Source organism: Cellulomonas sp. CW35 (assembly GCF_052378485.1).
Lineage (GTDB): Bacteria > Actinomycetota > Actinomycetes > Actinomycetales > Cellulomonadaceae > Cellulomonas > Cellulomonas uda.
The window spans coordinates 499,167-513,831 of the sequence record NZ_CP199000.1 but is presented as its reverse complement, the minus strand read 5'-3'; the positions used below and the strand labels follow the sequence as shown (position 1 = coordinate 513,831).

General features: G+C 75.3%; 12 protein-coding genes and 1 riboswitch. Of the genes, 1 reads left to right on the top strand and 11 read right to left on the bottom strand.

Features of this window, described 5'->3' with window-relative positions; all coding sequences use genetic code 11:
* Positions 1 to 148 precede the first annotated feature (148 nt).
* From ACT17Q_RS02445 to ACT17Q_RS02395, 11 genes are all read right to left on the bottom strand, one after another.
* Positions 149 to 853 carry an ABC transporter ATP-binding protein gene (locus ACT17Q_RS02445; protein WP_444664495.1) on the bottom strand — a complete coding sequence of 235 codons (705 nt, stop codon included), beginning with the start codon at positions 851 to 853 and terminating at the stop codon, positions 149 to 151.
* On the bottom strand, positions 850 to 1,851 hold the full coding sequence (locus ACT17Q_RS02440) for an NrtA/SsuA/CpmA family ABC transporter substrate-binding protein (RefSeq protein ID WP_094181011.1): 1,002 nt from the start codon (positions 1,849 to 1,851) through the stop codon (positions 850 to 852). Before ACT17Q_RS02440 ends, ACT17Q_RS02445 begins: the two co-directional genes overlap by 4 nt.
* Positions 1,848 to 2,687, bottom strand: a complete 840-nt coding sequence (locus ACT17Q_RS02435) for an ABC transporter permease (protein WP_444664492.1) — start codon at positions 2,685 to 2,687, stop codon at positions 1,848 to 1,850. Before ACT17Q_RS02435 ends, ACT17Q_RS02440 begins: the two co-directional genes overlap by 4 nt.
* On the bottom strand, positions 2,684 to 3,508 hold the full coding sequence (locus ACT17Q_RS02430) for an ABC transporter ATP-binding protein (protein WP_094181013.1): 825 nt from the start codon (positions 3,506 to 3,508) through the stop codon (positions 2,684 to 2,686). The genes ACT17Q_RS02435 and ACT17Q_RS02430 overlap by 4 nt, the downstream gene beginning before the upstream one ends.
* Positions 3,501 to 4,268, bottom strand: a complete 768-nt coding sequence (locus tag ACT17Q_RS02425; protein ID WP_444664491.1) for an ABC transporter permease — start codon at positions 4,266 to 4,268, stop codon at positions 3,501 to 3,503. The genes ACT17Q_RS02430 and ACT17Q_RS02425 overlap by 8 nt, the downstream gene beginning before the upstream one ends.
* On the bottom strand, positions 4,265 to 5,293 hold the full coding sequence (locus ACT17Q_RS02420; protein ID WP_444664490.1) for an ABC transporter substrate-binding protein: 1,029 nt from the start codon (positions 5,291 to 5,293) through the stop codon (positions 4,265 to 4,267). Before ACT17Q_RS02420 ends, ACT17Q_RS02425 begins: the two co-directional genes overlap by 4 nt.
* Positions 5,294 to 5,606: 313 nt before the next feature.
* Positions 5,607 to 5,701, bottom strand: a riboswitch (TPP riboswitch).
* A gap of 89 nt (positions 5,702 to 5,790) precedes the next feature.
* A complete protein-coding gene (locus tag ACT17Q_RS02415) occupies positions 5,791 to 7,923 on the bottom strand; it encodes an FAD-binding protein (protein ID WP_444664488.1) in 2,133 nt (710 codons plus the stop codon).
* Positions 7,924 to 7,966: 43 nt separating this feature from the next.
* Positions 7,967 to 8,752: a 3-ketoacyl-ACP reductase gene (locus ACT17Q_RS02410; RefSeq protein ID WP_094181017.1), complete on the bottom strand. Its 786-nt coding sequence runs from the start codon at positions 8,750 to 8,752 to the stop codon at positions 7,967 to 7,969.
* A gap of 124 nt (positions 8,753 to 8,876) precedes the next feature.
* Positions 8,877 to 10,325 (bottom strand): Gfo/Idh/MocA family protein, encoded by a 1,449-nt coding sequence (locus ACT17Q_RS02405; protein WP_094181018.1) that lies wholly within the window; start codon positions 10,323 to 10,325, stop codon positions 8,877 to 8,879.
* Positions 10,326 to 10,349: 24 nt separating this feature from the next.
* On the bottom strand, positions 10,350 to 11,534 hold the full coding sequence (locus ACT17Q_RS02400) for a Gfo/Idh/MocA family protein (protein ID WP_094182331.1): 1,185 nt from the start codon (positions 11,532 to 11,534) through the stop codon (positions 10,350 to 10,352).
* Positions 11,531 to 13,477, bottom strand: coding sequence for a DUF6807 family protein (locus ACT17Q_RS02395; RefSeq protein ID WP_232514455.1), 1,947 nt, complete (start codon positions 13,475 to 13,477; stop codon positions 11,531 to 11,533). The genes ACT17Q_RS02400 and ACT17Q_RS02395 overlap by 4 nt, the downstream gene beginning before the upstream one ends.
* 207 nt (positions 13,478 to 13,684) lie before the next feature.
* Here ACT17Q_RS02395 and ACT17Q_RS02390 point away from each other — a divergent pair, with 207 nt between their 5' ends.
* Positions 13,685 to 14,665, top strand: a complete 981-nt coding sequence (locus ACT17Q_RS02390) for a carbohydrate ABC transporter permease (RefSeq protein WP_444664485.1) — start codon at positions 13,685 to 13,687, stop codon at positions 14,663 to 14,665.

The following is a 14,665-nucleotide window of genomic DNA, read 5'->3' as shown; positions in this document are numbered from 1 at the left end:
TGTTCGGAAAGACCCGAACACCGAACACCGCAGTCAGTACAGGCGTCCTGGCGGTCCGACGTGATCTCGTCATCGACGGCCCGGACGAGCAAGACCGCCGACGACATCCTCACAAGAGCCACCGTCGGACGACTTCAGAGACGACCCGCTAGACGCCAAGGCTCGCGAGGACTCGCTCCCGGGCTCCACGGCGCGGTCCCGTGTCGCACATCAGCCGGCCTTCGGTGAGCACGACGACGCGGTCCGCCAGCGCGAGGGCCTCGTCGACGTCGTGCGTGACCAGGACCGTCGCGACCGGGCGGGCCGCGCGCACCTCACGCACGAGCGCGTGCGCCTCGCGGCGCGTCAGCGCGTCGAGCGCCGCGAACGGCTCGTCGAGCAGCAGCAGGTCCGGGTCGCGCGCGAGCGCGCGGGCCAGCGCGACGCGCTGCGCCTGACCCCCGCTGAGCGTGCCCGCACGCTGGTCCGCCACGTCCGCGAGACCGACCCGCGCGAGCGCCGCCACCGCACGCGGGCGGTCGGCGCGGCGCACGGGTGCGTCCGCGAGCAGCACCGTGCGCCACGTGCGCTCCCACGGCAGCAGGCGCGCCTCCTGGAACACCATGCCGACCCGCTCGGGGCGCACGAGGACGTCGGCGTGCGCAGCACCGTCCAGCCCGGCGAGCACCCGCAGCAGCGTCGACTTGCCGCACCCGCTGCGCCCGACGACCGCCACGAGCTCGTCGGCGCCGACGTCGAGGTCCAGCCCCGCGAGCACGGGCGGCGCGCCGTCCGCGAACACGCGGTGCAGCCCCCGTACCCGGACCGCCGCAGGCGCCCGCGACACGGCCCGGTCCCGGGTCGGCACGGTCACCCGCGCACGTCGTGCCACGCGCGCGACACGTCGACCGGCTCCGCGAGCAGCCCCTCCTCGACGTACAGCTCGGCGACGCGCGCGAGCTCGGCCGCGAGGTCCTCGTCGGCGTACGCGAGCCGCGGCGTCGCCAGCGCGGTGAGCCCCGCGACGACCGCGTCCGACGCGCCCGCGTCCCGGTAGGCGTCCGCGAGCGGCGCGGGGTCGGCGGCGAGCGCGTCGGCCTCGGCCGCGAGCGCGTCCACGACCGCGCGCACCACGTCCGGGTGCGCGTCGACGAAGTCCCGCCGCGCGACGTGCACGCTCGCGTTGTCGGAGCCCAGGTCCCGCGCGAGCGCGACCGTGCGCGCGCCGTCGACCTGCGCACCCACGAGGTACTGGTCCCACGTCGCCCACGCGTCGACCTTGCCCGCCGCGAACGCCGCCGCCGCGTCCGGCGGGGCCAGGTAGACGGTCTCGACGTCGTCCGGCGTGAGGCCCGCGCGGCGCAGAGCGAGGCGCAGCAGGTACTCCCCCGTGCCGCCCTGGTTGACCGCGACGGAGTGCCCCGCGAGGTCGCCGACGTCCGCGATGCCGCTGGCGGGCGTCGCGACGATGCCCTGCGTGTCGCCGTCGGTGCGCTCCACCGCGACGACGACGAGGTCCGGGTCGCCCGCGAGCGCCGCGACGACGGCCGTGGTCGAGCCCGACGTGACGTCGACCCGGCCCGCGGCCATCGCCTCGGCCGCGGGGGCGAACGCCGCGAACGGCTCGGTGGTCTCGGCCCGCGCGCCGACGCTCGCGACGGCCTCGTCGAGCGTGCGGTCGCCGGCCGCGAGCGTCAGGAGGTTCTGCGTCGTGAGGACGCCCACGCGCACGGGCACGTCGGGCGGCGCGGTCGTCGTGGTGCCGTCCGCGGTCGCGGCGCACCCGGCGAGGGCGGCCGCGAGCGCGAGCGCGGCGAGGGCGCGAGGTCGGACGCGGGTCAGGGGGGATCGGGTCAGGCGTGCTCGGGTCATGGGTGCTGGGCTCCAGGGGTGACGGACGCGAGGGTCGGGGTGGACGTGGTCGGGGTCGTGGGCGTGGCGGACGGATGGCGCCCGACGACGGGCGGCGGCTGCAGGAGGCGTTCGAGCGCGCGGACCAGGGCGTCGGTGACCAGGCCGAGCGCCGCGTAGACGAGCACGCACAGCAGGACGACGTCCGTGCGCGCGTACGTCCGCGCGTCGGTGAGCAGCGCGCCCACGCCCTCGGCGGCGTTGACGCTCTCGGCGACGACGAGCGCGACCCACGCGGTGCCGAGCGCGAGGCGCAGCCCGACGAGCACGGCGGGCAGCGCCGCGGGGAGCAGCACGCGCGTCGCGGTGCGACGCCGGCCCAGGCCGTAGGCCGCGGCGAGCTCGCGCAGCCGCGGGTCGACGCCGCGCACACCGCCGACGGTCGCGAGGTACGTCGGGACGAGCGCGGCGACCGCGACGAGCAGCACCTTGGGCGGCTCACCGAGACCGACCCAGACGACGAGCAGCGGCGTGACCGCCGTGAACGGCACGGCCCGGACGGCCTGCAGGGGCCGGTCGACGACGTCGTGCGCGATCCCCGACAGCCCCGCGAGCAGCCCGAGCAGCAGCCCGACCGCGACACCTGCTCCCGCACCGACGGCCACGCGCGTGCCGCTCACCGCGAGCGCGGCGGGCAGCGAACCGTCCGCGACCAGGTCCCGCGCGGCCCGGAGCACCGCACCCGGCGCTGGCAGGACGTGCGGGTCGAGCCGCCCGCTCGCACCGGCGGCCGCCCAGGCGGCGAGCAGACCGACCGTGCTGAGCCACGGCCGCCACGCGCGCGGGAGCCGCGTCACGAGAGCGCCACGCGCTCGTCGGGCACGCGCTCGTCGACCGCACGCTCGTCGGGCACGCGCTCGTCGGGCACGCGCTCGTCGCCCACGCCGAGGCCGGCGAGGACCGCGCGCGTGACGCGCGCGTCGGGGACGCCGGGCGTGCGCGGGCGCGGGTCGTCGACCGCGATCTCGTGCGCGACGACCGCGGGGCGGCCGGACAGGCGCACCACGCGGTCGCCGAGCGTGACGGCCTCGCCCACGTCGTGCGTGACGAGCAGCCCGGTCCACCCGTGCGCGGCCCACGTCGCGGCGAGCCAGCGCTGCGCGTCGAGACGGGTGAGCGCGTCGAGCGCGCCGAACGGCTCGTCGAGGAGCACGACGTCCCGGCCCTGCAGCACGGTGCGGGCGAGCGCGGCGCGCTGCCGCATCCCGCCGGACAGCTCGTCGGGCCGCGCGTCCGCGAAGGACTCCAACCCGAACTCGGCGAGCACGTCGCGGGCGCGGGCGCGCGCGTCGCGTCGTCGCACGCCCTGCACGCGCAGGCCGAGCGCGACGTTGTCGCACACGGTGTGCCAGGCGAACAGGTGGTCCTGCTGCGGCATGAAGGCGGTGCGCGCGGGCGTGCCGGTCACGTCGAGCCCGCCGACGAGCACGCGGCCCCGGTCGGGTCGCAGCAGTCCCGCGACGACCGACAGCAGCGTGCTCTTGCCGCACCCGCTGGGCCCGACGACGCACACGAGCTCGCCCGGTCGCACGCGCAGGTCGACGCCGCCGAGCACCGGCAGCGGTCCGCGCGCGCCGGGGCGCGCGACGTGCACGTCGCGGACCTCGAGCTCACGCACGGGCCACCGCCCGGGGGTGCGCCCACGGCACGGTCACGCGCTCGAGCAGCCACGTCAGCCCGTACAGGGTGACGCTGACGAGCGCGCACAGCGCGACGGCCGCGAGCACCAGGTCGGTGCGGAACGCCGCGCGCTGCATGTTCATGTACGTGCCGAGCCCCCGCACGGCGCCGACGTACTCGGCGAACACCGCCCCGACGACCGCGTACGTGACCGCGATGCGCAGCGCCGTGAAGAACCGCGGCAGCGCCCCGGGCAGGCGGACCCAGCGCAGCTGCTGCCACCGCGAGGCGCCCATGCTCGTGAGCAGCGCGGTCGCGCCCGGACCCGCCGCGCGCAGGCCCTCGACCAGCCCGACGACGAGCGGGAAGAACGTCACGAGCGTCACAACGAGCACCTTGGGCAGCAGCCCGAACCCGAACCACAGCACCACCAGCGGCGCGAGCGCGACCACGGGGATCGTCTGCGACGCGACGAGCACGGGAACGATCCCGCGCCCGACCGCGGGCACCAGGTCGACCAGCAGCGCGAGACCCCACGCGACCAGGACCGACACCCCGAAGCCCGCGGCGGTCACCCCGAGCGTCGCCGTGGTGTGCTCCGCGAGCACGTCGCGCTGCGCCCACGCCTGCTCGGCCACGCGTCCGGGCGTCGGCAGGAGCCGCGGGTTCGCGACGCTCAGCGCCGCGACCTGCCACGCCACCCCGAGCACCGCCAGGACGAGCAGCACGGGCAGCCCGCGCGCGGTGTGGCGCGTCACGGCTCCCCCAGCAGGCTCGTCGTGAACGTGGCCGACCAGTCCGGACGCTCGGTGAGCGGCTCGCCGTCCGGTCCCGCGAGGATGCCCGCGTCGAACAGGAAGTCCCCGTAGCCGGAGACCTGGTCGAGCGTCATGGTGCCGACCGTGCCGTCGTCGGCGCGCAGCCAGTCGGAGGACAGCATCCGCTGGCTCTGCGTCACCAGGTCCGGGTCGGCGAACGCGTCGGGGTTCTGCTCGACGAGCAGCGCCGCGGCCTCGTCGGGGTGCTCCGCCGCCCACGCGTACCCGCGCTGCAGCGCCCCGACGAACGCGCGCGCCGTCTCGGGCTCGTCGGCGACCCACCGGCGGGATGCGTCCACGACCACGGCGTACGCGTCCGGGAAGCCGTGGTCCGTGTACTCCAGGTAGCGCATGGGCGTGCCCGCACGCTCGGCCTCGATGCCCTCCCACGCGACGTACGGGATGGTGAAGTCCGCCTCGCCGGCGTACAGCGCCTCGTACGCCGACGAGCCGAGCACGACGGTCGTGAACTCGCCCGTCCCGCCGTCCGCGCGGATGACCTCCTGCAGCAGCGGGACCTCACCGGGCGCGCCGAAGCCCGCGTAGATCAGGCCGTCCAGGTCGCGCGGGCTGGTGATGCGCTCGTCGTCGGCGCGCACGCCGATCGCGGTCGCCCAGTGCTGCAGGACCGCGAGCACCGCGACGACGTCCGCGCCGGCGGCCTGCGCGATGAGCGACGAGTCGTGCGTGCTGATCCCCGCCTCGGCGGCGCCCGCGTCGACCAGCTGGTCCGGCGCGGTGTCGCTGTACGGCAGCACCTGCACGTCCAGCCCCGCGTCGGCGAACCAGCCCTGCGCGAGCGCCACGTACAGGCCGGTGTGGTTGGTGTTGGGCGTCCAGTCGAGCGCGAACCGCACGCGGGTGAGCCCGTCGTCGTCGCCCGACGACGGACCGGCGCACCCGGTGGCGAGCGACGCGACGACGAGCAGCGCGGCAACCCGCGCCCGGACGGTGGTGCGAGACATCGAGGACCTCGTTCAGCAGAAGGACCGAGCACGCCGCGGCGGTCGCGCGCACGGCGCAGCAGCCCGCGACGAGCGCGCGCGAAGGCCGCATCCGCAGCCGGATGCGCTGTCGGTGCAGGGACGGGTGCGGCATCCGTCGCCGGGAAGGCGGGGCATGCTGCACTCGTCGCTGCATCCGTCGCCGCGGACGGAGCGGCGGGTGGCGCGGACCGGCGTGGACGTCCGGCTCGCGCGGGCGAGGAGCGCGCGGCGGCTACGCGCGCAGGTGCTCGCGGGGCGGTCTCGGGGAGAGAGGCGTGCGGTGCGGACGCATGCGGGTCATGCGCGACATCCCTTCGCTAGTGCTACCTAGATCAGGTTCGACGGGTGTGATCTCAGCCGCGCTGTGCGGCACCCCGTGTCACGGAACGGGCCCACCGTAGTCCGGTCTGCCCCCTTCGCCCCCACCCCTGTCCACCCCTCGGATGCGCGCCGTCACCGTGCCGGCGGCGGGTCCGTCAGTGGACGTTGCCGTGGTCGCGGAACTCGCGCCAGACGTTCTCGAAGAAGTCGTCGTCCTCGGGCAGCGGGCGGCGCGGCCGCCACCGGAGCACCGGCTCGCCGGCGGGGTCGTCGGGCGCGCGTCGGACGACCCCGCGCCAGCCCTCGCCGGGTTCGGCGGGCGACGACGATCCCGCGGCCGTCGGCGGCCGCCACGCGGCCTCCTGCACCTCGTCGTCGAGCGCGCCCTCGTCGAGACGGAAGCGGAACACCTCGGGCAGGTCGAGCTCGTCGTCGGACCGGGGGCCGTACCCGACGCGCGGCAGCTCGCCCGCCGGGTCGGAGTACAGGACGGACCCGCGCGAGCGTCCCCCGTGCGCGACGTAGTCCGCCATCGCGGACAGGTACACGTACGCGGCGGTGAGGGTGTCGCGGACCAGGAACACGCGGTTGACCGAGCGACGCGACGACGGGTCGGCGCTCACGGTCCGCTCGTACTCGGCGAGCCAGGCGTGCACCTGGTCGAGCGCCTCGTGGATGGACTTCTCGGAGCGCACGGGCCCGGCCTTGGCGCTCATGAGCTCCTGGACGCGGCGCAGCAGGTCGCCCGTGTCCTCGTCCCACCCGTCCGCGGCCCGCCCCGCCGCGGCGGCGACGAGCCCGGTCGCGGCCGCCTGGACCGGCGCGGCAGCCGCGGCGTACCGGTCGAGCGCGACGGGCGGGTCCGTGCGGCGTGCGACGATCATCTGCGCGGCCCGCGTCGCCCCGACCTGCCCGCTGTTCAGCGCCGCGCCGCCGGGGCGGTACACGCCGTGCGCGCCGCCGGCCTCGCCCACGGGGAACAGCCCGCGCACGTTCGACTCCCACCACGCGTCGACCACGAGCCCGCCGTTGTTGTGCTGCGCGCACACGTCGACCTCGAGCAGGTCGGTCTCGAGGTCCACGTACGGGTTCTTGCGCAGGTAGAACTGGTACGCGGGCTCGTTCATGCGCCGCAGCCGCTGCACCGGGGTGCCGAACAGCACGCCCGCGCGCTCCAGGTAGTCGCGGGCCTCGGGGCTGAGCGCCGCGGGGTCGAGCTCGTCGCGCATGGGGTTGCGGCGGAAGTCGAGGAACACGCGCCGCCCGCGCAGCACGGTCTCGCGGTACACGAGCAGGTCGACGAGCGACGAGCCGTCGCGCGCCTTGCGCACGTCGAACGGCCACTGGTAGCCCTTGAGGAACACCAGGGACAGCAGCCGCCCGTAGTCCCCGATCGCCTCGGTGAGGAACTCGCGCTCGTCGCCGCCGTCCGCGTCGGTCGACACGAACCGCGGGATGACCTGCATGTACGTGCCGGACACGTTCCACCGCGGGTGCGTCGAGGCGAGCCCGAACTGCCACTCGGTGAGGTTCTTGCCGTGCACGCCCGCGCGGTACGCCGCGCCGGAGGCGCCCCACTGCCCGTGCGGGAACACGCGCGTCGCGTACATCCCCGCGGGGCCGCCGGTCGCGTAGACCACGTTGGTGCAGCGGAACAGCAGGAACGGCGACTGCTCGCCGTCGTGCCGGACGTCGGTCCGCAGGACGAGCAGCCCGACGACCGCGCGGCCCCCGCCGTCCGCGGGGACCGTCACGAGGTCGACCACGCGGCACTCGTCGAAGACGCGCGTGCCGTTGCGGTGCACCTTCGCCTCGAGCCGCTCCACCATGGTGCGGCTCGTGTACGGACCGACGGACGTGGCTCGTCGGCGCGGGTCGTGGTCGGTCTTGTAGCCGATGAACTCGCCGTACCGGTTCTGCGGGAACGGGACGCCCAGGTCGCACAGCCGCAGGAACCCGCGCGCGGACAGCGCCGCCTCCGCGAGCGCGTTGTCGCCGTCCATCGCGCCGCCCGCGAACAGCGTCTGCGCCATCTCGCGCACGGAGTCGCCGTCGCCGCCGCTGAGTGTGAGCTTGTAGTACGTCTGCTTGTCGGAGCCCGCGTTGCGGGACGCGCCCGCGTTGACCTTGTCCGCGACCATGACGACGTCGTCCTGGCCGAGCTCCCACAGGCGGTCGGCGGCGCAGAACCCGGCCGAGCCGGTCCCGACGACGACGGTGTTCGCCGTGACGACCGGCACGTCGGTCTCACCGATGCGGACGAGCACGGGGTCGTGGCGGTGGGGCATCGTCGGCTCCTGCGGTCGGGTACCTCGCTGGTCATGGGGTCGGTCACAGGACCGGGACGTGCATGCCGCCGTCGACGTGGAAGACCTCGCCCGTCGAGTACGGCGTCGCACCGGACGCGAGCAGCGCGACCGCGCCCGCGACGTCGGCGGGTCGGCCCCAGCGCGCGATGGGCGCGAGGCCGTCGGCGAGCAGCGCGTCGTACTTGCCCGCGACACCCGCGGTCATGTCGGTCGCGATCACGCCCGGCCGCACCTCGTGCACGACGATGCCCTCGGACGCGAGCCGCACGGCCCACAGCTGCGTGGCCATCGCGACGCCCGCCTTGGACACGCAGTAGTCGCCGCGGTCGGTCGAGACGGTCGTCGCGGAGATCGACGAGACGTTGACGATCGTCGCGACCGGCTCCTGCTGCGGCGCGGTGAGCTCGCCCCGCAGCGCGATGACGCGGCGCGCGAACTCCTGCGTGAGGAAGTACGGCCCGCGCAGGTTGATGCCGAGCACGCGGTCGAACGACTCGGTGGTCGCCTCGAGCAGGTCGGCGCGCTGCGCGGGCGCGACGCCCGCGTTGTTGACGAGCACGTCGAGCCGGCCCCACGCGTCGAGCGCGTCCTGCACGTAGCGGACGTGGTCGGCGGGGTCGGCGACCGAGCCGCGGACGTAGCGCACGGCGTCGTCGGACCCGGCGACCTCGCGCAGCTCGGCGAGCACGTCGGTGGGTTCCTCGCGCGTCGCGAGGATCGAGACGGCGTACCCGTCGGTGACGAGTCGTCGGCTGATGCCGAGCCCGATGCCCCGGTTGCCGCCGGTGATGAGTGCGACGCGCGCCACGGGCCGTCCCCTCTGTCGTCGGGCTCGTCGTCGGGCTCGTCGTCGAGCCGTCGGAGAGCGGGACGCGACCGCGCCCCGCGTCCCGATCGTGGCAGAGGGCGCCCGGTTCGGCAAGCGCTTTCCGCTAGCCGAGACCGAGGCCCAGCTCGTCGACCAGCACCGCCTGCCCGGTCGAGAGCGACCGGTTCGCCGCGATCCCCACCGCGACCGCGCGCAGCCCGTCCGTCATCCCCGCGCTGCGCCCCAACGGGTCGTCGGACACGCGCAGGTGCCGGCGGAACACGTCCTTGAGCAGGATCGCGTCCCCGCCCCCGTGCCCGCCGATCCCCGCGGGGATCGGCACCTCGCGCGGCGCCTCCCAGTGCCGCTGCACCACGAGCCGCTCCCCCTCGGGGCGCACCCGCTGCCCGCCGGCGGCCACGGGCGTCGCCGACGGGTCGAGCACCGCGCGCCCCTCGTCGTCCACCGCGATCGCCCCGCGCTCGACCACCTCGAGCTCGGCGCGACCCGCCGTCCCGTTGACCGCGACCCGGTACCCCTCCCACGGGCTGTGCGCGTTGAGCGCGTACGTCATCGACGCCCCGCCGCGGTAGTCGACGACGAGCGAGGCGTTGTCCTCGATCGTGATGCCCGGCCCGAACACGTCACGGTCCCGCAGGTACCCGTCGTGGTGCTCGGCATCCAGGTACAGCGCCTTCAGGCGCGCGTCGCGCGTGAGGTCGAGCGCGAACGGGTCGCCCTGCACTCCCGTCCCGCGCTCGGGCCGCGGGCCGAGCCCGCGCGCGCGGGCGTTCTCGTCGCCGTAGAACCGCAGCCCGCCCGACGCGAACACGCGCGCGGGCACGTCGCCCAGCCACCAGTTGACCAGGTCGAAGTGGTGGCTCGACTTGTGCACCAGCAGCCCGCCGGACCACTCCTTGTCCCGGTGCCAGCGCCGGAAGTAGTCCGCGCCGTGCACGGTGTCGAGCACCCACTCGAAGTGCACCGACGTCACCGTGCCGATCTCGCCCGACGCGACCACCTGGCGCAGCGTCGAGTTCCGCGGCGAGTAGCGGTAGTTGAACGTCATGACGACGTCGTTGCCGCTGCGGTGCACCGCGTCCGCGATCGTGCGGCAGCCCTCGACCGTCGTCGTCAGCGGCTTCTCGACGACGACGTGCGCGCCCGCGTCGAGCGCACGCGCGACGAGGTCCGCGTGCGTGCGGTCGGGCGAGGTCACGACGACGACGTCGACCCGCTCGTCGGCCACCATCCGCTCCAGGCCGTCGGGCGTGTACCGCGGCAGGCCGAGCGGCTCGTCGCGGCCCAGGCGCCGCGCGGCGTGCGCGTCGTAGTGGTCGATCCGCCCCGGGTTGGGGTCGAGCCACGCGACGAGCTGCGCGACGTCCGCGTGCTCGCCCGTGATCGCGTCGACGTACATCCCGGCGCGGTGCCCGGTCCCCGCGACCGCGTACCGCAGCCGCTCGCCCGGCGGTGCGGGCGCGTAGTCGGGCACGACGCCCGCCCCGGGGACGGTCGCGCGGTGCGACGCCGGGCGCGGCGCGGTCGGGTTCTGGTCGCTCGGCTCGTGCACGGTTCCTCCTGACGGCCTGCCGGCCTACGGGCGGGCGAGGGGCGCGGTCACGGCCGCGGGCTCGGCCTGCGCCGCCGCGAGCGCGAACGGCGCGCCCAGCTCGGTGAACGTCGCGGGTTCGAGCGCGGCTCGCTCGCACCACGCGGCGATGCTGCCGACCACGGGGTGCCGGTCCTGCCCGACCCCGCGCCAGCGCAGGTGCGCGGCGGGGACCTGACGCGGGTCGGGCGCGAGCCGCACGGCCTCGAGCACGCGCATGAACGCACCGGTCGACGCGACGTCGCAGCGCAGCCGCGCCGACGGGTCGACGCGCGCGGCGAGCAGGTCGTCGAGCAGGTCGACGCGCGCGAACGTCCGCCGCCAGGACTGCGTGCGGGTGTGCACCTCGAGCTCGTCGTGCTCGTACAGCAGCGTCGCCTCGCCCGCGGTGCCGCGCACGACGACGCGCGCGGGCGTCCGCTCCGCGGCGGCGAGCGTGAGCCCGGCGCCGACCGTGACCCCGCCCGCGGTCCGCACGACGAGCGAGGACGTGTCGTCCGCCTCGATCGGGTGCGCGTGGAACTGGTCGAGGCGCACGTCGAGCACGTCCGCCGCGGTCCGGGCCCCCGCGACGCGCAGCGCGGTCGCGACGGCGTGCGCGAGCGGGTTCGTCACGACGCCGTCGACCACGTCCACGCCGTCCAGCCGGCGCTTCCCCGCCCACCGGGCGCGCGCGTAGTACGCGGCCGTGCGGACCCACGTCCCGACCGCGCCGACGACCCGCACCTCGCCGAGCGCACCCGACGCGACGAGCCGCTCGAGCTCGTCGACCGCGGCCGACCCGAACGACTGGAACCCGACCTGGCAGCGGCGCCCCGTCTCCTCGACGAACGCGACGAGCTCGGCGTGCTCCGCGAGGGACGCGGTCGTCGGCTTCTCGAGCAGCACGTCGCACCCGGCCCGCAGCGCGGCCCGCGCGAGCGGCAGGTGCGTGTGGATGGGCGTCGCGAGGACGACGACGTCGGGCCGGTCCGGCCCGGCGAGCAGGTCGTCGAGCGCCGACACCCACCGCGTGCCGGCCGGGACGTACGTGAGGTCGTCGACGGGCCGCGGGTCGACGACGGCCGCGAGCCGTGCAGCGCCCTTCTCGGCGAGCCGCAGCACGTGGCGCACGTGCGTGTGGCCGTGGCCGTGGACGCCGACGACCGCGACCGCGGGGACGTCCGTCATGACCACGCCCCCGCCGCGAGCGCGTCCGCCTCGTCGGCGTCGACCGCCCGGTCGAGCACCACGGCCGCCATCCGCACGACGAGCTCGTCGCCGTGCGCGACGTGCAGCGGTGTGTCCCACGCGAGCGCCGGTCCGGCGCCCACGTACTCGGCGACGCGCGCGAACCAGGGGCGCACGGTGCCGGGGTCCTGCACGAGCAGCAGCGTGGTGGCCGCGGTGTCGCGACGCTGCACGAACGCGAGCCACGGCGAGTCGCTGCCGTGCACGGACGCCTCGCCGACGAGCCCGCGGCCGAGCGCGAGCGTCGAGTGCGCGCCCGGCAGCCGCCAGAACAGGCCGCCGTACCCGGCGTTCGCGCGCCCGTTGGTGCCGGGGCTCTCGATCAGCAGGTCGCGCTCGCTCGCGCGCAGCACCGACGTCCAGCGCAGCGTCCAGCCACCCGCCGCGGGCGCCGCCTCGAGCGTGCGCGTCTCACGCAGCAGCACGTCGCCGTGCTCGTCGTACCAGGCCACGTCGTCGAGCGCGGACCGCCCGTCGGACGAGACGCGCGCGCCCAGCCCCACCTGCCGGCCGTGGTTCGGCAGCAGCGTCGGACCCTCGTCGCGCACGTACGTGCGTCCGCCCCAGTAGGACGTCCCGTTGACGACCGGCACCGCCATGGACACGCCGTAGTGGTGCCGGTGGTCGACGGGGCTCGTCTCGGTGAGGTCGACGCCCGCGGCGGACCGCACGGGGTGCAGGTACGGGCGCGGCGCGTGCACCTGCGGCACGCGTTCACCCGTCTCGTACCGTGCGAGGGGCAGGCCGTCGCCCTCGCCGGTGCGGCCGTCGAGCCGCAGGACGTCGCCGTCGTTCCGCCAACGCACGTGGGTCACCTCCGAGGTCGTGCGGGCGGGTGCGTGGTCGGTCACCGACGAGCGCACGGCCGGCGGTACGGGTCCCGTGCTCGCGCGCACCGCGAGCCGCGGGCGGATGGGCTCGTCGGGCAGCGGGGAGACGCCCGAGCCGAGGCCGACGAGCGCGCCCAGGCGGGCCCACGCGGCGCGGCCGAGGTCGACCTGCGGGACGGTCGCGGTCGTGAGCGACGGGACCGAGAACCGCGCGAGCTCGATGTCGTCGAACCCGGTGACGGACACGTCCCCGGGCACCGCGACGCCCAGCTCGTTGAGGCGCGCGAGGAGGCCGAACGCGACGAGGTCGTTGTAGGCGACGACGGCGGTCGCACGCGACGCGAGCACGTCGCCCGCGGCGGCGTAGCCGCTCTCGACCGACGAGCCCGCGGCCCGCTCGGACAGCCGGACCTCCGCGCGGCGTGCCGCGGCCACGCGCAGCGCGCCGAGGCGTGCCGCGTGCGACGCGCTCTGCGGCGGTCCCGCGAGGTAGAGCAGGTGGCGGTGCCCGAGCCCGACGAGGTGCTCGACGATCTCCTCGATGCCGCTGGCGTAGTCGATCGCGAGGGTCGGCGTGGTGCCGTCGGGCTCCCGGTTGATCACGACGACGGGCCCGACCTCGGGCAGCACCGCGCGCAGCTCCGCCTCGGGCATGCGCGGCGAGACGAGCACGAGCGCGTCGCAGCGCAGCCGGGCGTCGAGCGCGACCTGGCGCTCGTCGGACGCGGTCTCGGACGTGTCGGCGACGAGCACGCGGTACCCGTCCTCGCCGGCGGCGGCGGACACCCCGCGCAGCACCTGCTGGAACATGGGGTTCGCGAGGTCCGGCACGACGACCGCCACGGTGTTGGTGCGCCCGAGCGACAGGCTCCGCGCGACCGTGCTCGGGCGGTAGTGCAGACGCTCGGCGACCTCGCGGACGCGCTGCGCGAGCTCTTCGTCGACCGTGACCCGGCCGTTCATGACGCGCGAGACGGTCGCGCGCGAGACACCCGCGGCTCGCGCCACCTCGGCGATCGTGGGCGCCGGTCTGGCCCACGCGTTCTGCGTCACTGCAGCCTCCTGGGAAGGGCTCGTCGCGTCGACCTCCGGGAGCGCGTGGGCCGCGGAGCACCCTCGCCCCGGGCCGCCACCGGTGGTCGGCTCGAACCCGAACATACACGACGGGAAACCGGTTCCCAACACTCTGGCACGGTGCTACGGTACCCGCCAAGGAACCGGTTTCCCCGATATGCGCGACTCACGAAGAGGTGATCGACGATGTCCGTGGTGTCCGAGTTGCGACGCGTCTCAGGACCGCGTCGCGGCGGCCCTCCCGGGACGTCCGGCACGTCCGCCGGCGACGGCGCGCCTGGCGCGCGGCCGCGCCGACGAGGCGACGGGAGGATGGCCGCGGTCTTCCTCGCGCCGTGGTTCCTCGGCCTGGTGCTCATCACCATCGGGCCGATGGCCGCCTCGGCGTACCTGTCGTTCACCGACTACAACCTGCTCCAGCCCCCGGAGTGGATCGGCCTGGACAACTACACGCGCATGCTCGACGACCCCCGGCTGCACAAGGCGCTCGTCGTCACGTTCACGTACGTGCTCACCGCGGTGCCGCTGCAGCTCGTCGTCGCCCTCGGGCTCGCGATGCTGCTCGACCGCGGGATGCGCGGGCTCGCGTTCTACCGCTCCGTGTTCTACCTGCCGTCGCTGCTCGGCGGCTCGGTCGCCGTGGCGATCCTGTGGCGCGAGGTGTTCGGCGTCGACGGGCTCGTCAACGCGTTCCTCGCCCTGTTCGGCATCGAGGGACAGGGCTGGGTGTCGTCCCCCGACACCGCGCTCGGCACGCTCGTGATCCTGCACGTGTGGACGTTCGGCGCGCCCATGATCATCTTCCTCGCCGGGCTGCGGCAGATCCCCGAGATGTACTACGAGGCCGCGTCGATCGACGGCGCCGGCAAGGTGCGCCAGTTCTTCTCCATCACGGTGCCGCTCCTCACGCCGATCATCTTCTTCAACCTCGTGCTGCAGGTGATCGGCGCGTTCCAGAGCTTCACGCAGGCGTTCGTCGTCTCCGGCGGCACGGGCGGCCCCGCGGACTCGACCCTCTTCTACACGCTCTACCTGTACCAGAAGGGCTTCGCGTCCCTCGACATGGGCTACGCGTCCGCCATGGCGTGGCTGCTGCTGCTCATCGTCGGCGCCATGACCGCCCTCAACTTCCTCGCCTCCAAGTACTGGGTGTTCTACGGTGACTGA

Excerpts from the sequence above, each read along its gene's own strand:
- ACT17Q_RS02400 (WP_094182331.1), bottom strand. The coding sequence starts at position 11,534 with ATGACGGACGTCCCCGCGGTCGCGGTCGTCGGCGTCCACGGCCACGGC.
- ACT17Q_RS02415 (WP_444664488.1), bottom strand. The coding sequence starts at position 7,923 with ATGCCCCACCGCCACGACCCCGTGCTCGTCCGCATCGGTGAGACCGAC.
- ACT17Q_RS02420 (WP_444664490.1), bottom strand. The coding sequence starts at position 5,293 with ATGTCTCGCACCACCGTCCGGGCGCGGGTTGCCGCGCTGCTCGTCGTC.
- ACT17Q_RS02390 (WP_444664485.1), top strand. The coding sequence starts at position 13,685 with ATGTCCGTGGTGTCCGAGTTGCGACGCGTCTCAGGACCGCGTCGCGGC.
- ACT17Q_RS02440 (WP_094181011.1), bottom strand. The coding sequence starts at position 1,851 with ATGACCCGAGCACGCCTGACCCGATCCCCCCTGACCCGCGTCCGACCT.